We start from the raw sequence: 25,674 nt of genomic DNA on the forward strand, positions 1-25,674 counted from the left end.
TTTTAGTTACAATGATTTAATTAAAAAATCGGAACCGCGCCGCCGCAGACAGAGGGCCCCTGTGTAAAATTTTGCGACAGACTATCTCTACTTGAATCACTACCTGGCCGACCTCCACATGCGCGGCTTGCGAGACAAGGCGGCAACGGACATGGCAGCGAGAGCCAGAGCCGGCCCCCGCTGCTGGCAGTCAATGTCAGCGCTTGAGTTTGCGCTTGTTGCGGTATTGGTCGATGACCACCGCGACCACGATGATCAAGCCCTTGATGATGTCCTGGATGTAGGCATCGACCCCGACGAAAGTGAACCCGCTGGCCATCACCCCAAGGATCAGTGCGCCGATGACCGTGCCGGTGATGCGCCCCACCCCGCCCGCCAGGCTGGTGCCGCCGATGACCGCTGCGGCAATCGCATCCAGTTCATAGGACATGCCCATCCCGGCCTGCCCGGTGGCGGCACGGGCCGAAGCCACCACGCCCGCCAGCCCCGCCAGCAACCCGGCGATGCTGTAGACGATGACCAGATGGCGTTTGACGTTAATACCCGACGTGCGCGCCGCCTGCATGTTGCCGCCGATGGCGTAGGTGTATTTGCCGTACTTGGTGTAGCGCAGCGCGATGTGGAAGATCACCGCCACCACCAGGAAAATGATCACCGGCATCGCACCGTGACCAATCGCCGTGTAGGAATCCGACAGCATGCTCACTGGCTGGCCTTCGGTGTAGTAACGCGCCAGGCCACGGGCCGAGACCATCATGCCCAGGGTGGCAATGAACGGAGGAATCCCGGTGATGGCAATGATGCTGCCGTTGATTGCCCCCGCCAACAGCCCGACGCCGAGCCCGACAATCACTGGAATCCACACCGGCAAGTCAGTCAGCGACGGGAATACCGCCCGAGTGAAATCCGAGGTCTGCGCCAGGCTGGCAGCGATCATCGCCGACAAGGCCAGCACCGAGCCCGACGACAGGTCGATGCCGGTGGTGATGATCACCTGGGTCACGCCAATCGCCAGCAGGCCGATGATCGACACTTGCAGGATCATCAACACCAACCGCTGGGAGTTCATCAGGAAGCTCTGGTCGCGCACGATCCAGCCGAACATTTCAAATACCAGGCCGATCCCGATCAGCACCAGGAAGATGCTCAGCTCGGTCGGAAAGCGCCGGCGACTCTTGGCCGGTGCCGCTGCCGGTTTGTTTTCCAGTATCGCGTTCATAGCCACTCACCTTTCTATTGCGTCATCGACGGCGGCCGTAGCCACCACCCGCATCATTAATGAACCGAGGACATGCCCGAGGCCAGTTGCATCACTCGTTCCTGAGTCGCTTCGCTGCGGTCGAGGGTGCCCATCAGTTCGCCCTCGTGCATGACCATCACCCGGTCGCTCATGCCGAGCACTTCCGGCAGTTCCGAGGAAATCATGATCACCGCCATGCCTTCGCCGGCGAGGTAGGAGATGAGTCGGTAAATCTCGGCCTTGGCGCCGACATCGATACCGCGGGTCGGCTCGTCGAGAATCAGGATTCGTGGGTTGGTCATCAGCCAGCGCGCCAACAAGGCCTTCTGCTGATTGCCGCCGGACAAGGTGTCGATGCACTGCTCCAGTGAAGGGGTTTTCACCCGCAGCTTCTTGCACATGTCTTCGCACAACACCCGCAAGGCTTTCTGCTGAATGAAGCCGTGGCCGGCGTAGTGCGGCAGCACCGCCATTTCCATGTTCTCCAGTACCGAAAGGCATGGGAACAGGCCGCTGAGCTTGCGATCCTCGGTCAACAGTGCGAAACCCTTCTCGATCGCCATGTGTGGATCGCTGATGCGCACCACTTCGCCATCGAGGCGAATCTCGCCACTATCGCTCGGGGTAATGCCGAAAATAGCTTCGGCCACGTTGGTCCGTCCGGAGCCCATCAACCCGGCAATGCCAAGGATCTCCCCGGCATGCAGGTCGAAAGAGACGCCTTTGAAGATGCCATCCAGCTTGAGGTCGCGCACCGACAGCAACAGATCGCCAATCGGCTCGTCGCGCACCGGAAACAACTGGCTCAACTCACGACCGACCATCATCGAAATCAGGCTGTCGCTGTCCATGCTGTCGGCCCGCTGCAGGCCTATGTAGGCGCCATCGCGGAACACCGCCACTTCATCGGCGATAGCGAACACTTCGTTCATTTTGTGGGTGATATAGATGATGCCTTTGCCCTGGCTTTTCAGGTCGGCAATGATCGAAAACAGGTGGGCGACCTCCTTGTCGGTGATGGCCGAAGTCGGTTCGTCCATGATCAGGATATCGGAGTCATAGGACACGGCCTTGGCGATCTCGACCATCTGCCGCTCGGCGATGCTCAGATTGCCGACCAGCTCTTCGGGGTCGAGGTTGATCCGCAGGCGCTCCAGCAATTTCGCCGTGCAGCGGTGCATTTCCCGGTGGTCGATCATGTGGAAGCCGTTGAGCTGCTCACGGCCAATCCAGATGTTTTCGGCGATGCTCATGTGCGGCATCAGGTTGAGTTCCTGGTGGATCATTGCGATCCCGGCCTGAAGCGCCGCCAGCGGCGTTTCAAAAACCACCGGTTTGCCCCGCAGGCGAAGTTCGCCGGCGTCTGGCTGGTAGATGCCGGCGATGATTTTCATCAGGGTGGACTTGCCGGCGCCATTTTCGCCCATGAGCGCCAGCACGGAACCGGGGCGCACCCGCAGCTGCACATCGGACAACGCCACTACACCGGGAAAACCCTTGCTGACGTTGACGATCTCCAGCAGGTACGGCTCATCGACAGGTGTTGCAGTGGGCTGGGCACCTTTCAAAGGGGTGCTCGAAGCAGTCGCTGAAGCGAACATGATCAGGTACTCCATCAGCAAGGTCGCGCTCGCCACCTTGCGTACTTATTGTTGTTATTGAACGGACGGACTATTTGAACTGGTCAACGTTTTGCGGTGTGATCAGGCGGAACGGCACCCAGACAGCCGACTCGACCGGCTCGTTTTTCGCCATTCTCACTGCAGTATCGATGGAACCGTCGGCCTGCCCCTTGGCGTCCTGAAACACCGAAGCCGCCAGCGAGCCTTTCTTCACGGCATTCAAACCGTCCGGCGTACCATCGACACCCGCAATCAACACACTGCCTTTTTCGACGCCCGCCTGTTGCAGGGCCATCGCGGCGCCAATGGCCATTTCGTCGTTGTTGGAGACGATCGCGTCAAACTTGCGGCCCTGGGTCAGCCAGTCGTTGACCAGGGTCATGCCTTTATCCCGCAGCCAGATACCGCTCTGCTCTTGCTCGATTTTGATGTTCGGGTATTTGGCCAGTACTTCCTTGACGCCCTTGGTGCGATTGGTGGTGGAGTTGTTCGCGAGGTCACCCAGCAAAATCACAATATCGCCCTTGCCGCCCATCTTGTCGGCCAGGTACTGCATTTGCATTTCACCGGCCTCCAGGTCGTTGGAAGCGACAGTCACCACACCTTTGGGCAGGTTCAGGTCATCGGGGCGGCGGTTGACATAGACCAGCGGAATACCGGCCTTCACGGCGGCTTCAGTGATTTTTTTGGTTGCAGCCGTATCCACCGGGTTGACCACGATGGCATCGACTTTCTGGCTGATAAAGCTTTCGACCTGGCTCAGTTGCTTGACCACGTCGCTGCGGGCATCTTCGAATTGCAGCTGGACGCCGTCGGGGTAGGACTTGGCTTTCTTGTCCATGGATTCACGCAGGTAGGTCAGCCAGGTGTCATCGAACTGGGACATGCTGACGCCGATCTTCACATCGGCCAGCACAGCGCCGCTGGCGACCATCAGGGACAGGGCAAGTGAGGCAAAACGGATCTTGGTCTTCATGAAAAGTCTTTCTCCACATTCTTGTTGGTTTTATGGATGAGGCGTGACGATTTCAGTAAGCGGACAAGCAGGAAAAGTGTTGAAACATAACGCGAGGCAGCTCGCTGGAAATGACTTTATTGGAAAATATTTTCTATATCAACCAATTTTAGAATTTTATTCTGATTTTGTTCCATGGCTTTCGAACGGGCTCAACTCCACCGCTTGATGGCGCTTGAAACTCAGCCGCGCGGCGTCTAGCACACGGGTGGTCGCCAGTGCATCACGGGCGTCCACAGGCAGTGGGCCACCGCTCTGCAACGCGGTTTGTAGCTGTAAATAGAACTGATTCCAACAGCCCCGCTCGGAGGGAACCCGTTCGCGCTCTTCGCCCTGCTCGAACCAGCCCCAGCGTCGGTGCTCCTCCACGCCCCAGCGTTCGCCTTCGGTTTTAGGCGAGAGCCCGGCAAGCGCCGACGCCTCCTGCCCGTCCAGACCATCGACGCTGTAACAGCCTTGCGTGCCGGTCACCCGAAAGCGCGGGCCGGGGGTGTTTTGCAGGCAACTGCCCCCCAGGTGCGAGGTCACACCGCTGGCGTGAGTCAGGGACATAAAAAAGCCGTTATCGAACGTCTGGCCTTTCTCCAGGTAATCCAGTTCGGCATAGACCCGTGTCACCGGACCGAACAGCAACAACGCCTGATCCACCAGATGGCTGCCCAGATCCCGCAGGAAGCCGCCGCCACTGCCGTTGTTCACCGACTGCGGCGAGTAGCGCTCGATCCGCGACTCAAAACGGGTGACCTGGCCCAGCGCGCCGGACTCGATGAGTTTGCGTACGGTGAGGAAATCCGAATCCCAGCGCCGATTCTGATAGACGCTGAGCCGCACACCCTGGCGCTCGGCCATGGTAATCAGGGTTTGTGCCTGTTGCGCATCGGCAGCAAACGGCTTATCGCTGACCACTGCCACGCCGTACTCAATGCCGTCGAGCACCAGTGCCGGGCGGCCCTTGAGTGGTGTCGACACCACCAACACATCGATTCCGGCTTCCACCAATTGGCCGATGCTGTCGAAGGCTGGCACGCCGGGATGCTCCGCGGCCAGCAATTGTCGGCGCTCGGGGGAGCGGGTAACCACGCCCACGAAGGTCGCCGTTGGCAAACTGCTGATCAGCGGAGCATGGAAAAACCGGCCGCCATGGCCGTAACCGACAAGTCCGATGCGCATACACGTATTTCCCCTGAAAGAACGTGGACCCTGTGGGAGCGGGCTTGCTCGCGAAGGCGGTGTGTCAGGCACCATCTTTGTCGACTGAAGGACCGCTTTCGCGAGCAAGCCCGCTCCCACAGGTATTGCGGTTAGCCGTAGAAGCGGGGGCGATCAGGGAGTGCGACGTTGACGATCGCCCCGCTGTTTTGCGCTTCGATGCATGCATCGGCGGCGACAGCGGCAGCAAAGCCATCCCACGCCGAAGGCCCACCCACCTGCCCGGCCCTTACACCATCAATGAACGCCTGCAACTCGACGTCGTACGCCGCGATGAAGCGATCCTTCCAGTCCATCAGAATCGCGTTGGACAACTTCGCCCCGCTACGCAATTGAACCTGGGACGGCTCCGGCAGTTTCGCGATGCCGGTCTCCCCCACTACTTCGCACTGGATGTCGTAGCCGTACTGGCAATTGACGAAAACTTCCACGTCGATGCGCGTGCCCTTGGCGGTTTCCAGCAGAACGATCTGCGGGTCTTTCAAATGCGCGAGGGCCTTACTGCTTTTGCGCGGGAACACTACCTGCACCGAAACGTAATCGTCGTCGAGCAACCAGCGCAGCACGTCCAGCTCATGGATCAGCGTGTCGGTGATCGCCATGTCAGTATTGTAGTTCTCGCCCACCGTGGGGTTACGGTGAGCGCAATGCAGCATCAACGGTTCGCCGATCTGGCCACTGTCGATCACTGATTTCAACGCGCGATACCCTTCATCGTACGGACGCATGAAACCGACCTGCACCAGCCGCTTGCCATGGGCCACTTCGGCCTCGACGATCTTGCGGCAGCCTTCGGCGGTGACCGCCAGAGGTTTCTCGCAGAACACCGGTTTGCCCGCGGCAATCGCTGCCAATACGAACGCTTCGTGGCTCGGCCCCCAGGAGGTGACGAGGATCGCTTCGACTTCCGGCGCCTTGATCAGCGCATGACCGTCGGGATAGACCTCGGCAGTCAGTTTCAGATCGGAAACGACCTTGGCCGCTTGCTGCAAATTGATGTCGGTGACCGCGACCACCTGACTGTTGAGCAAGGTCTGGCTGCAACGACGGATGTGGTCCTGGCCGATGGCCCCGGTGCCGATGACGCCAAGCTTCAAAGACATATAAACACTTCTGTTTGTTCGTTTCAGGGCAATCAGTACTGACGGGCCTTGGCCAGTCGTTCGTTCAGGGTCTTGGCCACCGCATCGGTGCGGGCGCTGGTGGAGACTTGCGCCACGCCGACCCGCCACCAGGACAGGTAGCCGTGAATCATGGTTTTGGGCAGGACCTTGATATCGATCAGGGTCGACACGGTCTGCAAGCGCGCATCCGCCAACGCGGCGTGCAACTCTTCAACGGTGTTCACTTTGTAGGTCTTGCAGCCATAGGCCGCCGCGCTCATGGCGAAATCCACCGGAACGAAACCGCCGTCAAGCTTGCCGGTTTGCGGGTTGCGGTAACGGAACTCGGTAGCGAAGCTGTCCATGCCGTTGCCCATCTGCAGGTTGTTGATGCAGCCGAAGGTCATGTTGTCGAGCAGCACCACGTTGATCTTGCGCCGCTCCTGAATCGAGGTCGCCAATTCCGAGTGCAACATCATGTAGGAGCCATCGCCCACCAGCGCATAGACCTCGCGCTCAGGCTCGGCGAGTTTCACCCCCAATGCAGCATTGATCTCATAGCCCATGCACGAATATCCGTACTCGACGTGATAGGTGTTCACGCCTTTGCTGCGCCAGCTGCGCTGCAAGTCACCCGGCAGGCTGCCGGCGGCGGCAACGATCACCGCGTCATCCGCGAGGGTTTCATTGAGCACGCCGAGTACGCGGCTCTGGGTCAGGCACGAGCCGGTCAACTCGATGAATTCGCGCAACACTGCCGGGTCCAGGTGATCGTTGATTTCCGGGGTGAAGTCCTGGGTCTGGTATTCGATCTGATAAAGGCGATCGACTTCCTCATCCAGCTGCGCCCTGGCCTGACGGGGTTGATCACCCCAACCGGAGCGGTAGTCGCCCAGCGCTTCGGCCAGCGCCTGCAAACCGGTCCGGGCGTCCGCCAGCAGTTGCACGCCGTCGAGCTTCAGGGCGTCGCACGGGCTGATATTGAGGTTGAGGAATTGCACTTCAGGGTGCTGGAACAAGGATTTCGACGCGGTAGTGAAGTCGCTGTAACGAGTGCCGATACCGATGATCAGATCTGCATCCCTGGCCAGCAGGTTTGCCGCCAAACAGCCGGTCTCACCGATGCCGCCGACGTTCAGGGCATGGCTGGAGACCACCGAGCTTTTGCCGGCCTGGGTTTCGGCAAAGGGAATATCGAAGCGCTCGGCAAAGGCCTGTAACGCCGCGTTGGCGCCAGAGTATTTAACTCCGCCGCCGCAGATGATCAGCGGTTTGCGCTTGCCTTTGAACAAAGCCACGGCATCGTCGAGCATCGCTTCGGTCGCCGGACGGCGCTCGATGCGGTGCACGCGCTTTTGCAGGAAGTAATCGGGGTAGTCGTAAGCCTCGGCTTGCACGTCTTGCGGCAAGGCCAGGGTTACCGCACCGGTTTCAGCGGGGTCGGTGAGCACGCGCATGGCGTGAATCGCGGCGGTCATCAGTTGCTCGGGACGGTTGATGCGATCCCAGTATTTGCTCACGGCCTTGAACGCATCGTTGGTGCTGATGCTCAGGTCATGGAACTGCTCGATCTGTTGCAGCACCGGATCTGGCTGGCGGCAGGCGTAGACATCACCCGGCAACAACAGCAAGGGAATGCGGTTGGCTGTCGCGGTGGCGGCAGCGGTCAGCATGTTCGCCGCACCTGGCCCCACCGACGAAGTACAGGCGTAGATCTTGCGTCGCAGATGCTGCTTGGCGAACCCGATGGCGGCGTGGGCCATGCCTTGTTCGTTGCGGCCCTGATGGACGATCAGGTCGCCGCTGTCCTGCTCCAGGGCTTGCCCCAGACCCAGCACGTTGCCGTGGCCGAAGATGGTAAATATCCCGGCGACGAATTTGCTCTGAACCCCATCGACCTCGATGTACTGGTTATCGAGGAATTTCACCAGGGCCTGGGCCATGGTCAGTCTTGTAGTGGTCATGCTTGCACCTTTTTGTGAATGCAATCCGATCCCTGTGGGAGCGGGCTTGCTCGCGAAAGCGGCGGCACATTCAATATTTATGTCGCCTGACACACCTCTTTCGCGAGCAAGCCCGCTCCCACATTGGACCTCCATTAGGCTGACGAACGATGTCAGCCCAGGGATTTTTGCAGGTGATCCATGCTCGCGCCGATCGCCTGCTCGATATCCACCAGCCCATGCACGCTGTCGGCAAACGGTTCGAACGACAGGTAGCCGCTGTAGCCGCTGCCGAGCAAGGTCTCGATCTGCACCGCGTTGCCGAGAATGTCGCCCTCGCCCACCAGCACCCGATGGCCATCGCGGATGGTCGCCAACGGCGCATCGGTATCCTCGACGCCGGAGATGTGCACCAGCCCGGTCAACTCAGGGAAAAACTCCTGTTCACCGGCCAGGTGATGATGAAAGGTGTCGTGCACCAGACGGAACACATCGAGCCCGCCGATGGCCCTGATCGCATCGACCGCCGTGCGTTTGCGCCGCAGCGAACATTCTTCGAAGCCCAGCGGTTCGATGAAACCGAGGATGCCGTGATCGCGCAGGATCGGCGCCAGCTGACTCAACGCCGTGCGCAGGCCCGAAGCGCGTTCGGCCTCGCTGCGCGGATCGGCCCGGTCGTTCAACGGGCACATGACCAACCCCTGCGCGCCACAATCACGTGCGTAAGCGGCGAGTTTCAACGCCTGCGCACGGCGCTCGTCATTCCACACATCAAACGGATACAACGCGTTGATCGACAGCACGGTGATGCCTTGGGCCGCACACAACTCCCGGACGTGCCCGGGCGCGGTCCCATCCTCGATCTCGATGCCCTTGAGGTCGTTGCGGATCTCAATGGCGTCGGCCTTGAGGGTCACCGCCAACTCGATGAACGCAGGCAGGGACAAGCGTGGGGCGACCATACGGTTCAAGGCGAAACGCAGCGGCTTGCTCATTATTGTTGTTCTCCGCACAGGTGAATTATTTGGCCGTCGGCATGCTGAATTCCGGGCCCTTGGCGATGCTGTCGGGCCAGCGCTGCATCACGCTTTTATAGCGGCTGTAGAAGCGGATGCCTTCTTCGCCGTAGGCATGGTGGTCGCCGAACAGCGAGCGCTTCCAGCCGCCGAACGAATGCCAGGCCATGGGTACCGGAATCGGCACGTTGATGCCGACCATGCCAACCTTGATGCTGCGCGCAAAGGCACGGGCAATCCCGCCGTCGCTGGTAAAACACGACACGCCGTTGCCGAACTCATGTGCGTTGATCAGGGCCACGGCACTGGCGAAATCCGGCACGCGAACGATGCCCAGCACCGGCCCGAAAATTTCCTGCTGGTAGATGCTCATCCCGGTCGTGACGTTGTCGAACAGCGTCGCGCCGACGAAGAAACCATTCTCGGCACCCGGCACCTTGAAGTTGCGCCCGTCAACGATCAGATGCGCGCCCTGGGCCACGCCCTGATCGATGAAGCCTTCAACCTTGGCCTTGTGTTCGGCGGTCACCAATGGCCCCATGTCGGTGTCACCCTGCAGGCCATTGCCGACTTTCAACTGATCGATACGCGGCAACAATTTGGCAATCAGTCGGTCACCGACATCACCGACTGCCACGGCAATCGAAATCGCCATGCAGCGCTCACCGGCCGAACCATAAGCGGCGCCGATCAGGGCATCCGCCGCTTGATCCAGATCCGCATCGGGCATGACGATCATGTGGTTCTTCGCCCCGCCCAGCGCCTGTACACGCTTGCCACGCGAGGTCGCCTGCTGGTGGATGTACTCGGCGATCGGCGTTGAACCGACAAACGAAATCGCTTCGATGTCCGGGTGTTGCAGCAAGGCGTCGACCGCCGTCTTGTCCCCCTGGACCACGTTGAACACACCGTCCGGCAAGCCGGCTTCGGTCAGCAGGCGGGCCATCAGCAAACTGGCGGACGGATCGCGCTCGGACGGCTTGAGGATGAAGCAGTTACCGGTGACCAGCGCCAGCGGAATCATCCACAGCGGCACCATCACCGGGAAGTTGAACGGCGTGACCCCGGCGCAAACACCGAGCGGCTGACGCAGGTTCCAGTTGTCGATGCCGCCGCCGATGTTGTCGCTGAACTCGGTTTTTAGCAGGTTCGGCGCACCGCAGGCGTATTCGACGATTTCGATGCCGCGGGTGACCTCGCCCTTGGCGTCGGAAAAGACCTTGCCGTGTTCGCGGCTGATGATTTCCGCCAGCTCATCGTGATGGCGGTCGAGCAGCTCCTTGAACTTGAACATCACCCGCGAGCGTCGCAGGGACGATTGCTCGGACCAGGCCGGAAAAGCTTTCAGGGCCGAGGCGACAGCCTGTTCCACGGTCTTCTGGCTGGCCAACCCGACCCGCGCCTGAACGCTGCCGGTGGCCGGGTTGAAGACGTTGCTGAACCTTTCACTGCCGCTGTCTTGCACCTGACCATCGATGTAATGACCTACAACCTGGGCGTCGCTCATTGTGCTTGTTCTCCGTGCAGAGGTTGGAATTCAGAGATCCAGCAGCCAGCTGTGCTGCGGATCGTTATGGAATTGCCAGACGCGTTTCGGGCCCGCCATCACGTTCAGGTAATACGACTCGTAGCCGTACGGCACACTGACCGGGTGATAACCCTTGGGCACGACCACAAGGTCGTTGTTTTCCACGGCCATGGCCTGATCGATGCTGCGATCGTCGGTGTAGACCCGTTGGAACACGAAGCCCTGGGGCGGGTTGATCTGGTGGTAATAGGTTTCTTCGAGAAAGCTCTGGTGCGGCAGATCGTCGGTGTCGTGCTTGTGCGGCGGGTAGCTCGACGAGTGCCCCGAAGGCGTGCGCACTTCCACCACCAGCAGCGAATGGGCCGGCTCGGTGTCCGGCAGGATGTCGCAGACGTAGCGGGTATTGGCGCCCTTGCCGCGCACGCTGCGTTTCATGGTCTCGGGTTTGATCAGCCGTGGGCCGAGGTTCTCGGTTGGCGCACCGGGCGCCGCGCAAACGGCGATCTGCACATCACTCAACGCAACAATCCGAGCCTGACTGCCGGGCGGCAAGTACGCGGCGAACGGGGATTTGTCTTCAAACACCGACTGGCGATCCCCAAGATTGTCCCAGTCGAACACGCCCTGCCCCGGCGTTTCACCCTTGATGCCGACCCGCCCGCTGAGCAGCACCAGGCACAGTTCCTTGTCACCGGCAGAGACCGGCAGGGTTTCGCCGAGGCTCAAGCGGTAAGCGGCGAAACCGACGTATTCAAGTTCACCTTTGCCCAACTCGACCATGGTCCCGCCACGGGCATTGCTTTTGACCAGCAGGCTCATCGTGCCGTCCTCTCGTCGAGCAGCGCACGCAAGGTGTCGAAGCCTTTTTTGGCATAGACGTAGCTCGGGGCCACCGCCGGGTCCTGCTCGGCCTCGACCACCAGCCAGCCCTGGTAATCGGCCGCCAGCAGAACGTCGAGCAGTTCGGCGAAGTCGATGTCGCCATCTCCCGGCACGGTGAAGGTGCCGTTGATGATGCAGTCCGGGAAGCTCCATAGATTGTTGCGCGCCAACTGCACTACCGGTTTGCGCACGTCCTTGAAATGCACATGGCAAATGCGTGAGATGTGTTTGCGCAGCACCTGCAAGGGTTCACCGCCCCCCATGTAGCAATGGCCCGAATCGAACAGCAGGCCGACTTCACTGCCGGTCAACGTCATCAGGGTGTCGATGTCCGACGGGGATTCGACGTAGGCGCCCATATGGTGGTGATACGCCAGGCGTACACCCTGTGACAGGGTGAAGCGCGCCAGCTCGGTCAGTTTGTCAGCGTATTCCTGCCACGCCTGTTCGGTGTGAAAACGCGGGCGTTCGACCAGAGGAATACGTTGCCCTTGAATGGAATCGGCGACTTCACCGTAAACCAGCACCTTGGCGCCGTTCTTCGCCAGCAGCTCGACATGACTGGCAATGGCGTCGATTTCCTCGGCCACGGAGCGGCGTGCCAGGCGACTGGAATACCAGCCGGACACCAGCGCCAGGTCATACGGGCGCAGTACATCGCCAACGCCTTTGGCGTCCTTGGGGAATTTGCCGTTGAGTTCGAAGCCTTCGTAGCCGATCTCCTTGCCTTCGCCGAGGGCGGTGCTCAGCGGCGTCTCACCACCGAGGGACGGCAGGTCGTCGTTGCTCCAGGAGATCGGGTTGATGCCAATTCGGATAGCGGGCATGGCTGCACCTTTTATTGTTTTCTGAATTTCCGTTGAATCTGAGGCCGCCTTCGCGGGCAAGCCTCGCTCCTACGGGAAGCTACGGTGATCTGTAGGAGCGAGGCTTGCCCGCGAACAACGATAACGCGGTGTCGCGTCAAGCGCGGGCTGTGCGCCAGGCATCGATCAATTCGACAAACGTGCCCTGCACCTGTCGAATCAGCGCCTCGTCGTCGATTTCCCCAGCCAGCCACGCACGGCTTGGTTCCTGAAAAATCGTCCGCCCCACGGCGAACCCTCGACATGTCCGGCTCTGGCTCGCCTGTTGAAACCCTTCGGCCAATGTCGCCGCCGGGGCATTCAAGCCCAGCAACACCACGCCTCGGCAGTACGGATCGCGCTCCTGGATCAGCTCGTCGAGTTGCTTCCACTCCTCCGCACTCTGGGCTTCGATCTTCCACCACGCCGGGTAGATGCCCAGGTTGTAGAGGCGCTTGAGCGCGCGATACAACACGTCCGGGTGCGTCGAGGGATGATCCTTGGGCGGGATGATTTCCAGCAGCAGTTCATGACCGCTGACTTGCGACGCCTGGTACAAACCCTTGATCTGCGATTCCTGCTCCAGGCGTAGCATTGGCTCGTCGTCCGGGTGAAATTGCACCAGGCATTTGATGATTTGCTCTTGCGGCCAGGCAATCAGGTTACTGCCGATCGAACGGCCGTGTTCGAAGGCCAATGGACGGGAGTTTTGTATCTCGACCGGCCGCGCCACCCACCAGCCACGACCGGTGGCCGCGTTCAGCGAGTCCTGGCCGAAACGCTGGTCCGCCAGCAGCCCGACATCGGCCTCGATGCCCTGCTCGCGCAAATCGCGTTCGACCCGCTCCACGGCTTTGATAAAGAGCTGTTTGAGTTCGCTGATGACGCCGAGGTCGCGACCGCCCTTTTGCGCCAGATCCACCAGTTGCCAGCGATGGTCGAAGGCAAAGATGAACAGTTGCTTCCACGGCTTGCGCGACACACTGACCTGATGCAGGCGTTGCAACGTGGCGTCCTGATCCGGCCGGGTAATCGGCACCGGACTGTTGAACAGGTAATCGAGCTCGGCACGGGTCGGCATCGCCGGGGCGCAGGCATGGCGTGACACCACCAGGCCACCGCAGGCATTGGCCAGCCGGCAGCAATGCTCGTCGCTGGCATCCTCCAGCCAACCGCTGAGGAAGCCGGCCATAAAGGCATCGCCGGCCCCGAGTACGTTCAGCACTTCGACCCGCACGCCGGGATAAATCGCGCCATCTTCCAGACGCTCCGGGATCACCCCGTGAATCACCGTGCAGCCTTGCGGGCCGAGTTTGACCACCAGGGTCGCGTCACTCAATCGACGGACATTGCGCAGCGCGGTGAGCAAGTCCTCGGAACCACCGGCAATCAGAAACTCTTCTTCGGTGCCGACAATAAGATCGAAACGCGGGAGGATTTTCTGCACATGCTGACTGACGTTCTGGTCGGCAATGAAGCGGGTTTCGCCGTCGGCCTTGCCGGCAAGCCCCCACAGGACCGGGCGGTAGTCGATGTCCAGAACCCGTTTGACGTTGTGTTTTTCGGCATAGTCCAGCGCCTGGATGCTCGCCTTGTAGACGCCGTCGGTGGAGAAATGCGTGCCGGTGATCAGCAAGGCTTTGCTGGAGGCGATAAAGGCTTCGCTGATGTCTTCGGCCTGTAGCGCCATGTCGGCACAGTTTTCGCGATAGAACACCAAAGGAAAGGTCTCGCGGTCCTTGAGGCCGAGCAACACCATCGCCGTCAGGTGCTCCGGATCAACGTTGATACCGCTGGTATCGCAGCCTTCGCGGGCCAGGGATTCGACCAGGAAACGTCCCATGTGGTCGTCCCCTACCCGGCTCAGCATCGCCGACTTGAGCCCCAACCGGGCGGTGCCGAAAGCGATGTTGGCGGACGATCCACCGAGGTACTTGGCGAAGCTGCTCACATCCTCCAACCGCGCCCCGACTTGCTGCGCATAGAGGTCGACACCCAGTCGCCCCAGGCAAATCAGATCCAATTGGCGTCCACTGGCAAAACGAGTCTGGCCCATGCTGGCTCCTGTTATTTTTATCAGCCTGTGTTCAGGACGATGACCGTGCCGAACACTCTTGGTGGATGCAGACTAAAACGACCGGGACCGAATAATCAATAATTATTCCAAATAATTTTTACGTGGAATATTTTTTCCAATAAGCTTCATTACAAGCACTCCAGACGCGGTGCATCGTTTCAGCAAGCCTCACACTACTGCAAGCTCATGATTTTGTTCGGGCCTACCCTGTAGACTGCGCACAGCCAACCTATTGTCCTGGGACGCGGTGAAACATCGTCGCTAGTAAGAACAAGCCAAGAACAAGCCAGAAGGATTCCTTATGTCCCGCACCGATCAGCCGGATACGACCGAGAGCACGCCCGAGAGCGATCTTGTCAGCCCCCCGATCAACGCCGAGCGCCTGCTGCAGCTGATCACCAATGAATACGAAAGCCTGCCGCGCCAGCTCAAACGCATTGCCAGTTACATGAGCCAGCAGAGCGACCGGATCATGGTCGACCGCATCAGCGACATCGCTCGCGAGTGCGAAGTGCACCCGTCGGCCATCGTGCGGTTTTCCCAGCGTTTCGGCTTCAGCGGTTTCAGCGAAATGCAGGCACTGTTCCGCGAGGCGTATACCCACAAAACCACGCCGGTACAGAACTACCAGCAGCGCATTCGCAGCATGATCGCCAACAAGTCGCAGAAAGCCAGCGGCGGCGACCTGGCGCGCGAGTGCATCGACGCGACCCTGTCGGGCATCGAGCGACTGGGGCTGGAACTCGATGACCAGGCCTTCGACAAGGCCGTGGACCTGGTGGTCAACGCCGACAACATCTACGTGGTCGGCGTGCGTCGTTCGTTCGCGGTAGCCGATTACCTGGTCTACAACCTGCAACACACCAACAAGCGCATTCATTTGGTGTCTGGGCTCGGCGGCAGCTACCGCGAGCAGATGCGCAGCGTGCGCGCCAACGACCTGGTGATCGCCATCAGCTTCACGCCATACGGCAAGGAAACCCAGCACTGCCTGCGCATCGCCCAGCATCATCAGGCGAAAACCCTGATCATCACCGACAGCAATCTCTCGCCCCTGGCCAAGCGCGCCAACACCCTGCTGCTGGTCAACGAAGGCAGTTCGTTTGCGTTCCGTTCATTGAGTGCGACCCTGTGCCTGTGTCAGGCGCTGTTTATCGCCGTGGCCTATCGACTGGAGTTGAAGGTCGATGAGATTCACGAACAGGTCGGGTTCGACGACTGACCCGGACACAGGTGTTACGGTTCCGCATACGGCGACTCAGCGATCGCGTGTAAATATTTATTCTAAAAATTGAAACAAGAGAATATTTATTCTATAAATTGGATCTCTGAAAACAAGAATCCAAAGGATCCTGTCATGCGCGAACTCGGAATCGGACTTATCGGCACGGGTTTCATGGGCCGTGCCCATGCCCTGGCCTTTCGCAACGTCAGTGCGGCATTCGAACTGCCCTTCACGCTTCGCCTCGCCGCCGTGGCCGACGCCGATCCCGTTCGTGCACAAGCTTGCGCCACTGCCTGGGGCTTTGAGCAGGCCCATGGCGACTGGCAGCAATTGATCGATGACCCCAAGGTCAACCTGATCGCCATCACCACCCCCAACCATCTGCACTACCCGATGGCCATGGCCGCTCTTGCCGCCGGCAAGGCCGTGTACTGCGAAAAACCGCTGGCGGTAAACCTTGAACAGGCGAATGCCATGCACGTGGCGGCCAAGGATGCCGGCGTGGTCACCCGTGTCGGCTACAACTACCAGCACAACCCGATCATTGGCCTGGCACGTGAGTTGATTCTGAGCGGCGAACTCGGCGAGATCATCAGTTTTCAAGGCGAATTCAGCGAAGATTTCATGGCCGATCCAGCGTCCCCCTGGTCGTGGCGCTGTGAGGCCGGGCATGCCGGCGGGGCATTGGCGGATCTGGGCAGCCATTTGCTCGCCATGGCGCGCCATCTGCTGGGTAATGTCGAAGCGGTGTGCGCCGACACCCAGACCGTGCACCGCCAGCGCCCGGTCACGGCCGGTAGCCAGGATCAACGCAGCATTGCTGTTGACGATCACGCCCATGCCTTGCTGCGCTTCACCAGCGGCGCTCGTGGCACCTTCAGCAGCAGTTGGCTCAAGCACGGCTACAAGAATCATCTGAGCTTCGAGATCAGCGGTACCCGAGGCACCCTGGCGTTCGATCAGGAACGCTTGAATGAGTTACGCCTGTGCCGCGCCGGCCAGGACGGTTTCCAGCGTTTACTCGCCGGACCGGACTTGCCCGGTTACGCAGCGTTCAGTCCAGCGCCGGGGCATCAGTTGGGCTACAACGAGTTGAAGACGCTGGAAGTGCATGAGCTGATCATGGCCTTGGCCGGCCACGGACAAGCCGGCACCGATTTCGAGCAAGCCTTTGAAGTGGAGCGACTGGCAACGGCGATTCGACTGGCGGCGCGGGAACAGCGCTGGGTCAACATCAGCGAGGTCTGATCGCAATAGGCGTTGAAGAACGCCAATTCCTGTGGGAGCGAGCCTGTTCGCTCCCACAATTGTTCTGCGTGCTGCGGGCGTTTTGCGACCGGCGCAGACAATCACCCGCGCTAAACTCCGACATCATCAAACTTTCCCCGCCAATCGCTCCGGCCACCTTCACGCCAGCATCAAGCCCCCCGGATGATCAGGACGGCTGCCCAATCCTGTCAGCGTGGATAATCCTGCGACTCATGGGCTTTCACCGAACCACGAGGCACTATTCCTCGTGGACCTCAGACTCATTACTGGCCAACGAACGTCCCTCACATGATCAACGAGAACAAAGGCATACAGTCCGTCGAGCGCGCGATGATGATCCTTGAAACCATCGCGGCGGCGGGGGGCGAAATCCGCTTGGTGGACCTTGCGGCGCAATCCGGACTGCACAAGAGCACCTTGCACGGCCTGCTCAATACACTGGCCGCCATGGGCTACATTGCCCGCCGTGGCACTCACTATGCGTTGGGTTTGCGCCTGCGCGAAATCGCTCAACCGTTGAGCGACGCCGATGCGTTGCTGCGTGAAGCCTTTGCCCCTGCGCTGCGCATGCTGGCCGAACGCAGTGGTGAAACCTGTTTCCTCGCAGCGCCCTGTGGCACCCGCGAATACCTCTACATGGATGCCCTGGAAGGCAGCGGCAACTTGCGCGTTGCAAGCCCGCGCGGGCGTCGCGCCGGGCTGACCACCTCGGCCATCGGTAAAATATTCCTGGCCTTTGACGAGGACCTGCGTCGCAGTCTGCGTCGAGCGGACTTGCTGCCTGCGGAACTGGAAATCGAGTTGGCCGGTATCGTCACCCATGGCTACGCGTTAGACCTTGAAGAAGCCGAGCCGGGGCTTAACTGCGTCGCCCTGCCCCTGCGCTTGCAAGGTCGCGTGGTGGCGGCGCTCGGTGTTGCCGCGCCCGCCTCACGCTTGCCCAAGACAGCGTTGTGCACGTTGGCGAACCACGCCATGCGCGAAATGTTCGACATGCTCAAACTTTAACCGCCAATGGCCTGGGGCATATTCCCTTGAAAAGCAATCGTCGGGATCATCGCGTTCCTGTCGTTTTATTCAATGGAGTCCCGAATGTTTGAGCAATTGTCCCAGCAGGTCATTAACCGTGCACAAGCGCAGGCGCGTGATCAGGGTTTCGCCGTCTGCATCAGCGTGGTCGACGATGCCGGACTTCTGCGCCATTTCGTGCGCATGGATGACGCTGTGCCAGGCGCCATCGATGTTTCGCTGAAGAAAGCACGCACGGCTGCGTTGTTTCGCACCGACAGCGCCGAACTGGGTATGGAAGCGCAACCGGGCGGAGCCATTTACTCGCTGGAGGCTACCAACGGCGGCCTGATCAGCTTTGGCGGTGGCGTGGTGTTGCGTGATGAACACGGCAAGGTCATCGGCGCCGTTGGCGTTGCCGGGGCGACCGTCGAGGCGGATCAGGTGATTGCCCTGCAGGCAGCGGGTCGTCCATGAACCCGAGCACGCAACGTATTCACCCTGGCGTGGTGGCGCTGGCGGTGACCGCTTTCGCTATCGGAATGGCCGAGTTCATTGTCGTCGGCATTCTCCCGGCTATCGCCTCTGACCTCGACATCCCACTGGCGCGTGCGGGGAGTCTGGTCGGGCTGTACGCGTTGGCGCTGGCACTGGGCACGCCGCTGACCGTTCTGGCACTGGCGCGCCTGCCGCGCAAACCGGTGCTGCTGGCGTTGATTGCGGTGTTTCTGGGCGGGAATCTGCTGGCAGCGCTCTCCACCGATTACCCTTGGTTACTGGCAGGACGCATCATCACCGCGCTTGCTCATGGCAGCTTTTTTGCCATTGGTGCCACCGTCGCCGCCAGCCTGGCGCCAAAGGGACAGGCAAGCAAAGCCATTGCCGTGATGTTCGCCGGCCTGACGCTGGCGATGGTCATCGGTGTGCCGATTGGCAGCATCCTGGGTAACGCGATGGGGTGGCGGCTGCCATTTTATGCGGTCGCGCTGCTGGCTGCCCTGGCCTTGATAGCCAGTGCGCGGTGGTTGCCGAACGTACCGACACCGCCGTCGGGCAAAGCTCTCACTCAGCTGGCGGCACTCAGGCACCCGGCCATTCTGGCGATGATGGCCGTGACCGTGCTGGGTTTTGGTTCAAGCTTTGCCGCCTTCACCTTTATCACCCCGATCCTCACCGACATCAGCGGCTTTTCCACCGCGACCGCCAGTTTGTTGTTGGTCGTGTTCGGCGTTGCGACCCTGGTCGGCAATCTGGTCGGGGGCCGACTCGCGGCCACGATGGGCTGGCAATCGGCGCTGCGAATGATCTTTGTGCTACTGACACTCGTGCTGGCGGCGGTCGCACTGCTGTTGCCCTATCAACTGCCGATGGTAGTGATGCTGTTTTTCTGGGGCGCGCTGGCCTTCGGTCTCTCTCCCGCCGCCCAGGCCGGCATGCTGGCCACCGCCGAACGCTATACCCCGCACGCCGTGGCGTTCGCTTCGGCGCTGAACATTTCGGCCTTCAACCTCGGTATAGCCTTGGGAGAAACCAGCGGCAGTGCCCTGGTCGCCAATGGGCAAATGGCTCTAACGCCCTGGGCCGGTGTCGTGACCGTGATCCTTGCGCAGTTGCCGCTGATCTGGCTGCTGTCGCTCAACCGAAAAGACTCGCTTGAGCACCGAGCCGAAATCTGCAACCCCTGAGCAGCCCCCAATGCTGATCAATCACATGGGAACGGCGATGAGTAATATCGCCGTCCCGTGTGCAGCGGTGGCGGCGATCACGCCGTAGCGCATGCGGACGAAAGCACAGACTAGCCCCTCCAGCAACGTGAACAGTAGAATCGGCCAGCCAATCCGGGTGACGCTCAGTGCCAGAAACGAATGGCAGGCCGAGAAGGCGACAGCGCTGATCAAGGCGGCTCGTATCGCAGAGGTGTGGTGTTCGAGGTGACCTTGCAGGAACCCGCGAAACAGCACTTCTTCCAACGCATTCCCGCCGTAGGCCAGCACGACCATGCCCATCAACCAGGGCCAGTAACCGGCTATTTCGCCTACACCGATGCCTTGATAGAGCCGCAGCGGAACGCCGATCGCACACCCGGCCGCAACACCCAGCGCAAGCCCTGCGGCCAGATTGCCCTTCTTCCAGACGACGAGTTGCCAAAGCTGCGGGGCGATCCTTGCCAGCGCGGCGACGATTGCCAGCGACAGTGCACCCAGCACGGCCAGGACAAACGGATTCGCAACAAAGCCGATCTGCACATCGCCACTCAGGGACCATAAATGCAGCGGTGTCATCACATCGCGCAGCAGGACGAAGGTCAGCAGCAGGATCGCAATACGCAAACCGGGTTGCGTCTTCGGCGTCAGCCAGAACCAGAGAGCACAGAGGCTAAAACCGGGCAGCAGATAAGTGCCGTAATCGATCAGTAGCGAAAGTCCCTCTTCAATCATGTGTCTGTCCGTTGGCGTCGAGGCGAGTGCCGGGTTATAGCATCCACTTCAGAAGAATGTGAGTGGCAATCCAGGGAGACGCCGCGGCCACGCCCAATCCGAACACCAGGAAAGCGGACAGATAAACCGCAAAAAACCGAATCAGCGCCCGCCTCGACATCACCCGCCTCCAGAAACATTGAAATGCTCAAACCGGCTTAATGGCTTGGACGTGCGGCCATTTGCACAGTTCAATGTTCCGCGAGGCCGTGCAAACAGCAGAAGCGCCGATCAAGCAGCGATTGGAGACGGTGTAGGGGGTGGATTTTCAACTGAAGGGGGACGTGGCGGGTTTTGCGATTGATCGGCGGATCAGCGGGGCTTGCGCGAGTGATTTGCTGAAATCGCTGTGTGACAACTATCGGGACAAGCTTGTGTGCCGCAATGAACCGGGGCGAACCCTCATCGAACGTAAACCCTGAAAATTACTGCGCAAAACAATGTGGGAGCTAGCCTGCTGGCGATGGCGGACTGTCAATCAACAGTGATGTTGAATGTTCAGTCGCCATCGCCAGCAGGCTAGCTCCCACAGGGATTGCTGTTAACCCGACAACCGGGTCAACAGCACTTGGGCCCGGCCTTGCTTCCGTAACGCGCTTCCTGGCGTTCCCGGAAGAATACCTCGTAACTCATCACCGGTTTGTCCGGATGTTTGGTCTGCATATGCTCGACGTAAGTATCGTAGTCGGGCATGCCGACCATCAGGCGCGCGGCCTGACCGAGGTATTTACCGAGGCGACTCAGGTCATTGAACATGCTGCACTCCTCGATCACGCATTCGGCAGGGCCTGGAATGGCGCTTCTTTATCCGTGCGCTCCTTGGTTCCCCACGCGGCAATGCCGACCTTGAGGGCAAAGAACAGGATGCTGAACACCACCAACAGGAACAGCGCGGTCAACGTCGCATTGGTGTAGGCGTTGTAGATCACGTGCTGCATCTGCTCGATGCTCTTGGCCGGGGCGAGTACCTGACCGTTGGCCAAGGCATCGCTGTACTTCTTGGCCAGCGCGAGGAAGCCGATGGCCGGGTTGGCGTCGAACAGCTTGATGAAACCGGCGGTGGTGGTGCAGATCAGCAGCCATACCGCTGGCAGCATGGTCACCCAGACGTAGCGCTGGCGCTTCATTTTGATCAGCACAACCGTCGCCAACATCAGCGCGATACCGGCCAGCATCTGGTTGGAGATGCCGAACAGCGGCCACAAGGTGTTGATGCCACCCAGTGGATCGATCACGCCTTGATAGAGCAAGTAACCCCACATCGCCACACAACCGGCGGTGGCGATCAGGTTGGCGGTCCAGGATTCGGTGCGTTTCAGCGCCGGCACGAAGGAGCCGAGCAAATCCTGCAACATGAAGCGACCGGCACGGGTACCGGCATCGACTGCGGTCAGGATGAACAGCGCTTCAAACAGGATCGCAAAGTGGTACCAGAACGCCATGGTGTTTTCACCCGGCAGGACGTGGTGCAGGATCTGCGCGATACCGACCGCCAGGGTCGGTGCACCGCCGGCACGGGCCAGGATGGTGGTTTCACCGATGTCCTTGGCCACCGCTTGCAGCGCTTCCGGGGTAATTGCAAAGCCCCAGCTGCTGACGGTCTGCGCAACCGAAACAGCATCCGCGCCGACAATCGCCGCCGGGCTGTTCATGGCGAAGTACACGCCCGGATCGATCACCGATGCCGCAACCATGGCCATGATGGCGACGAAGGATTCCATCAGCATGCCGCCGTAACCGATGTAGCGGGCATGACCTTCACTGGCGAGCAGCTTCGGCGTGGTGCCGGAAGCGATCAGCGAGTGGAAACCCGATACCGCGCCACAGGCAATGGTGATGAACAGGAACGGGAACATACCGCCCTTCCACACCGGACCGGTGCCATCGATGAACTGGGTCAGTGCCGGCATTCTCAGCTCGGGCATGGTGATCAGAATGCCGATCGCCAATGCCACAATGGTGCCGATTTTCAGGAACGTGGAGAGGTAGTCACGCGGTGCCAGAATCAGCCACACCGGCAGTACCGCGGCAACGAAACCGTAGCCGATCAGCATCCAGGTGATTTGAATGCCGGTGAAGGTGAACGCCTTGGCCCAGACCGGGTCCGCGGCAATCTGCCCGCCCAGCCAGATCGAGCCCAGCAGCAGGAACACGCCGATGATCGAGATTTCACCGATGCGGCCCGGACGGATGTAGCGCATGTAGATGCCCATGAACATCGCGATCGGGATGGTCGCCATCACGGTGAACATGCCCCAAGGGCTTTCGGCCAGGGCTTTGACCACGATCAGCGCCAGCACCGCGAGGATGATGATCATGATCAGGAAGCAGCCGAACAGCGCGATGGTGCCGGGGATGCGGCCCATTTCTTCGCGGACCATATCGCCCAGGGAGCGACCGTTGCGGCGGGTGGACATGAACAGGACCATGAAGTCCTGAACCGCACCGGCCAGCACCACACCGGCGATCAGCCAAAGTGTGCCAGGCAAGTAGCCCATCTGCGCCGCCAACACTGGACCGACCAGCGGACCTGCGCCGGCGATGGCTGCGAAGTGGTGACCGAAGAGCACGTGTTTGTTGGTCGGGACGTAGTCCAGGCCATCGTTATTGAGTACGGCGGGAGTGGCTCGATTGGGGTCCAGTTGCATCACCTTGTTGGCGATGAACAGGCTGTAGTAGCGGTATGCGACGAGGTAGATGGCGACGGCTGCGACTACGATCCAGAGGGCGTTGATCGCTTCGCCGCGGCGCAGGGCCACGACACTCAGCGCAAACGCTCCCAGAACAGCCACGGCAAACCAGGCGAGGTGTTTAGCCAGACGGGGCATAGCGTGTCTCCTGCCGACAGCTTGTGACTGCGGCGGTAATTTTTATAATTGTGTCCGCTGTGCGGAGCTGGCCCAATATCCGCGCATGCCGTCTACAAATAAATCCGCGTTACTACGTACGCGCCCTCTACGTAGTTCTACGTAGAAACTGCAAAACCTGTAGGAGCCGGCTTGCTGGCGATCCAGGCGACGCGGTGTATCAGTCACGCCGCCATCGCCAGCAAGCCGGCTCCTACAATTCGGCGTTGTCCGGTCATTCCGTCCAGCAGCGCTACTGGACGTGCGCATCTTTGGCATATGATGCCGGCCTTCGCCTTCCCCCGGTCCGGACAGGAGCCCAGATGCAGCTCAAACACAAAATCGTCGCGCTCGGGATTCTGCCGCTGGTGTTGGCGATCGCTGTCATCTGCGGACTGGTGATTTCCCTGAACCGCCAGGTGGGTGATCAACAGGCGCAACTGATCGAAGACAGCATCCTGGCGAGCAAGCGCGCCGAACTGAAAAACTACGTGGAAATGGCGCAAAGCCTGATCGCGCCGCTGTACGACGACGGCCACGGTGACGAGCACGCCCAGCAACGCGTGCTGGAAGAACTGCGCAAACTCAGCTTTGGCATCAATGGCTACTTCTTCGTGTACGACCGCGAAGGTCGCAGCCTGATGCACGCGCGGCAGTCGGAACTGGTCGGCCAATACCTGTGGGACATGAAGGACCCGCACGGCCTGCCGGTGATTCAGGCATTGCTCAAAAGTGCGCAATCGGGCGAAGGCTTTCAACGCTACGCCTGGAACAAGCCCTCTTCCGGCCAGGTCACCGACAAGCTCGCCTACGTGGTGATGCTGGATCGCTGGGGCTGGATGCTCGGCACCGGCATTTACCTTGAGGACGTCGAACGCGCGACCCAACAGGCGCGTGACGAGGTGGCCCAGGGCATCCGCAAAACCATGCTGGCGATTGCCGCCGTGGCCCTCGTGGCGGTGCTGTTCGTGTTTGCCAGCGGCATGACGCTGAACGTGAGCGAGCACCGTCTGGCCGACAAAAAACTGCAACGCCTGACCCAGCGAATCGTCAGTTTGCAGGAGGAAGAACGCTCGCGGGTTTCCCGTGAACTGCACGACGGCATCAGCCAGGTGCTCGTCTCCATCAAGTTCCAGTTCGAACTTGCCAGCCATGTGCTGGAGAATGGACAAGACAAGGGTTTGAGTATTTTAAGAGAGGCCACGGAACGACTCGGCGAAGCGATTGGCGAGGTGCGCAGCCTCTCCCACGACCTGCGCTCATCCTTGCTCGACACCCTGGGGCTGTCGGCGGCCATCGGTCAACTTGCCGAGGAATTCGAGCAACGCAGCGGCCTCACCGTGACCTATAACGACAACGAATTCGACTGCCATCTGGTCGATGGCGCGGCGGTTTCGTTGTTTCGCATTGTGCAGGAAGGCCTGACCAACATTGAACGCCATGCACAGGCAAAAAACGTTTCCATCAACCTGCACGGTTCTGAAGAATCCATCCGGCTGACGGTGATCGATGACGGTATCGGCTTCAACGTCGCCCAGGTCGAACGTGGCCATGCCGGCATCGGCCTGCGTAATATCCGTGAGCGTGTCGAGCACTTTGGCGGCCGGTTCGAGCTGATCTCGGTGCCGGGAAGAAGTGAGCTGGACGTGCTGCTGCCCATGAAAATGCCCGTCGCAAAACGCTGATCAGACAACAAGAGTGAATGCCCGTGATTAACCTGCCCTCCCCGATCCGCGTCGCCCTGGTCGACGATCACTCCCTGGTTCGCGACGGGATCAAGGCGCTGCTGTCCGTCATGGCCCCGCTGGAAGTGGTGGGTGAAGCCGAGAATGGCGCGGACGCCATCGAGATGGTCGGACGCTGCCAGCCTGACCTGCTGCTGGTCGACATCAGCCTCAAGGACATGAACGGGCTGGAGCTGACCCGGTTGCTGCGCAGCCAGTACCCTTCGCTCAAAGTGCTGGTGCTGAGCATGTACGACAATTATGAATACGTGAGCGAGTCCGTGCGTTCGGGTGCCAGCGGTTATGTGCTGAAGAACGCGCCGTCACGGGAAATCATCGCCGCCATCGAAGCCATTGCCAGCGGCGGCACGTTCTACAGCGCGGAAATTGCCCAGCGGCTCATTGCTGATAAAAGTACCGACAACGAGCTGACGCCGCGTGAAAGCCAGGTGTTGTACAAAATGGCCCAGGGGATGAACAACAAGGAAATGGCCCGTGACCTCGACATCAGCGTGCGCACGGTTGAAACCCATCGCCTGAGCATCCGCCGCAAACTCAACATCGACAAACCGGCGGCGCTGGTCAAATACGCCATCGACCATGGGATCATTTCCCCATAAACCTGCTGAACACTACCCCCCTGTA

General features: G+C 60.2%; 21 protein-coding genes. 7 read left to right on the forward strand and 14 right to left on the reverse strand.

Features of this window, described 5'->3' with window-relative positions; translation table 11 throughout:
* Positions 1 to 196 precede the first annotated feature (196 nt).
* From ACM6IO_RS03795 to ACM6IO_RS03845, 11 genes are all read right to left on the reverse strand, one after another.
* Entirely contained in the window at positions 197 to 1,219 is a 1,023-nt protein-coding gene (locus ACM6IO_RS03795; protein ID WP_008039101.1) for an ABC transporter permease, read from the reverse strand.
* Between the two features lie 56 nt (positions 1,220 to 1,275).
* Positions 1,276 to 2,841, reverse strand: coding sequence for a sugar ABC transporter ATP-binding protein (locus tag ACM6IO_RS03800; protein ID WP_008039108.1), 1,566 nt, complete (start codon positions 2,839 to 2,841; stop codon positions 1,276 to 1,278).
* 70 nt (positions 2,842 to 2,911) lie between these two features.
* Positions 2,912 to 3,838 carry a sugar ABC transporter substrate-binding protein gene (locus ACM6IO_RS03805; RefSeq protein ID WP_008039109.1) on the reverse strand — a complete coding sequence of 309 codons (927 nt, stop codon included), beginning with the start codon at positions 3,836 to 3,838 and terminating at the stop codon, positions 2,912 to 2,914.
* Between the two features lie 156 nt (positions 3,839 to 3,994).
* Entirely contained in the window at positions 3,995 to 5,047 is a 1,053-nt protein-coding gene (locus tag ACM6IO_RS03810) for a Gfo/Idh/MocA family protein (RefSeq protein ID WP_414910978.1), read from the reverse strand.
* A gap of 131 nt (positions 5,048 to 5,178) precedes the next feature.
* Positions 5,179 to 6,189 (reverse strand): Gfo/Idh/MocA family protein, encoded by a 1,011-nt coding sequence (locus tag ACM6IO_RS03815; protein WP_414910979.1) that lies wholly within the window; start codon positions 6,187 to 6,189, stop codon positions 5,179 to 5,181.
* Between the two features lie 32 nt (positions 6,190 to 6,221).
* Positions 6,222 to 8,153, reverse strand: a complete 1,932-nt coding sequence (iolD, locus tag ACM6IO_RS03820) for a 3D-(3,5/4)-trihydroxycyclohexane-1,2-dione acylhydrolase (decyclizing) (protein WP_414910980.1) — start codon at positions 8,151 to 8,153, stop codon at positions 6,222 to 6,224.
* A gap of 152 nt (positions 8,154 to 8,305) precedes the next feature.
* Complete coding sequence (locus ACM6IO_RS03825; RefSeq protein ID WP_414910981.1) at positions 8,306 to 9,127, reverse strand: TIM barrel protein; 822 nt, start codon at positions 9,125 to 9,127, stop codon at positions 8,306 to 8,308.
* A 25-nt stretch (positions 9,128 to 9,152) separates the two neighbouring features.
* Positions 9,153 to 10,655, reverse strand: a complete 1,503-nt coding sequence (locus ACM6IO_RS03830) for a CoA-acylating methylmalonate-semialdehyde dehydrogenase (protein WP_223480291.1) — start codon at positions 10,653 to 10,655, stop codon at positions 9,153 to 9,155.
* A gap of 30 nt (positions 10,656 to 10,685) precedes the next feature.
* Positions 10,686 to 11,495, reverse strand: coding sequence for a 5-deoxy-glucuronate isomerase (gene iolB / locus ACM6IO_RS03835; RefSeq protein WP_207284599.1), 810 nt, complete (start codon positions 11,493 to 11,495; stop codon positions 10,686 to 10,688).
* Positions 11,492 to 12,385, reverse strand: coding sequence for a myo-inosose-2 dehydratase (gene iolE / locus ACM6IO_RS03840; protein WP_008039119.1), 894 nt, complete (start codon positions 12,383 to 12,385; stop codon positions 11,492 to 11,494). The genes iolB and iolE overlap by 4 nt, the downstream gene beginning before the upstream one ends.
* Positions 12,386 to 12,521: 136 nt before the next feature.
* A complete protein-coding gene (locus ACM6IO_RS03845) occupies positions 12,522 to 14,459 on the reverse strand; it encodes a bifunctional 5-dehydro-2-deoxygluconokinase/5-dehydro-2-deoxyphosphogluconate aldolase (protein ID WP_414910982.1) in 1,938 nt (645 codons plus the stop codon).
* A gap of 322 nt (positions 14,460 to 14,781) precedes the next feature.
* Here ACM6IO_RS03845 and ACM6IO_RS03850 point away from each other — a divergent pair, with 322 nt between their 5' ends.
* The 5 genes from ACM6IO_RS03850 to ACM6IO_RS03870 all read left to right on the forward strand — a co-directional run bounded on the left by ACM6IO_RS03850 (position 14,782) and on the right by ACM6IO_RS03870 (position 19,667).
* Positions 14,782 to 15,702 carry a MurR/RpiR family transcriptional regulator gene (locus ACM6IO_RS03850; protein ID WP_008039123.1) on the forward strand — a complete coding sequence of 307 codons (921 nt, stop codon included), beginning with the start codon at positions 14,782 to 14,784 and terminating at the stop codon, positions 15,700 to 15,702.
* Between the two features lie 135 nt (positions 15,703 to 15,837).
* Positions 15,838 to 16,953, forward strand: a complete 1,116-nt coding sequence (locus ACM6IO_RS03855; RefSeq protein ID WP_414910983.1) for a Gfo/Idh/MocA family protein — start codon at positions 15,838 to 15,840, stop codon at positions 16,951 to 16,953.
* 309 nt (positions 16,954 to 17,262) lie between these two features.
* Positions 17,263 to 17,982 carry an IclR family transcriptional regulator gene (locus tag ACM6IO_RS03860; RefSeq protein WP_192228364.1) on the forward strand — a complete coding sequence of 240 codons (720 nt, stop codon included), beginning with the start codon at positions 17,263 to 17,265 and terminating at the stop codon, positions 17,980 to 17,982.
* An 84-nt stretch (positions 17,983 to 18,066) separates the two neighbouring features.
* Positions 18,067 to 18,459, forward strand: coding sequence for a GlcG/HbpS family heme-binding protein (locus ACM6IO_RS03865; protein WP_008039127.1), 393 nt, complete (start codon positions 18,067 to 18,069; stop codon positions 18,457 to 18,459).
* A complete protein-coding gene (locus tag ACM6IO_RS03870) occupies positions 18,456 to 19,667 on the forward strand; it encodes an MFS transporter (protein ID WP_414910984.1) in 1,212 nt (403 codons plus the stop codon). Before ACM6IO_RS03865 ends, ACM6IO_RS03870 begins: the two co-directional genes overlap by 4 nt.
* Positions 19,668 to 19,688: 21 nt before the next feature.
* Here ACM6IO_RS03870 and ACM6IO_RS03875 read toward each other — a convergent pair whose 3' ends face one another.
* From ACM6IO_RS03875 to ACM6IO_RS03885, 3 genes are all read right to left on the reverse strand, one after another.
* On the reverse strand, positions 19,689 to 20,420 hold the full coding sequence (locus tag ACM6IO_RS03875; protein ID WP_414910985.1) for a lysostaphin resistance A-like protein: 732 nt from the start codon (positions 20,418 to 20,420) through the stop codon (positions 19,689 to 19,691).
* Between the two features lie 597 nt (positions 20,421 to 21,017).
* Positions 21,018 to 21,215 carry a YbdD/YjiX family protein gene (locus tag ACM6IO_RS03880; RefSeq protein WP_007900300.1) on the reverse strand — a complete coding sequence of 66 codons (198 nt, stop codon included), beginning with the start codon at positions 21,213 to 21,215 and terminating at the stop codon, positions 21,018 to 21,020.
* Positions 21,216 to 21,229: 14 nt separating this feature from the next.
* Positions 21,230 to 23,287, reverse strand: a complete 2,058-nt coding sequence (locus ACM6IO_RS03885; protein WP_008024713.1) for a carbon starvation CstA family protein — start codon at positions 23,285 to 23,287, stop codon at positions 21,230 to 21,232.
* Positions 23,288 to 23,628: 341 nt separating this feature from the next.
* On the opposite strand from ACM6IO_RS03885, the gene ACM6IO_RS03890 reads away from it, so the two are divergent.
* Together ACM6IO_RS03890 and ACM6IO_RS03895 are read left to right on the forward strand one after the other, a co-directional pair.
* Positions 23,629 to 24,990: a cache domain-containing protein gene (locus ACM6IO_RS03890; RefSeq protein WP_414910986.1), complete on the forward strand. Its 1,362-nt coding sequence runs from the start codon at positions 23,629 to 23,631 to the stop codon at positions 24,988 to 24,990.
* 26 nt (positions 24,991 to 25,016) lie between these two features.
* Positions 25,017 to 25,649: a response regulator gene (locus ACM6IO_RS03895; RefSeq protein WP_017339266.1), complete on the forward strand. Its 633-nt coding sequence runs from the start codon at positions 25,017 to 25,019 to the stop codon at positions 25,647 to 25,649.
* Positions 25,650 to 25,674: the final 25 nt, after the last annotated feature.

The sequence above is a fragment of the Pseudomonas sp. IT-P44 genome, assembly GCF_949768225.1.
Lineage (GTDB): Bacteria > Pseudomonadota > Gammaproteobacteria > Pseudomonadales > Pseudomonadaceae > Aquipseudomonas > Aquipseudomonas migulae.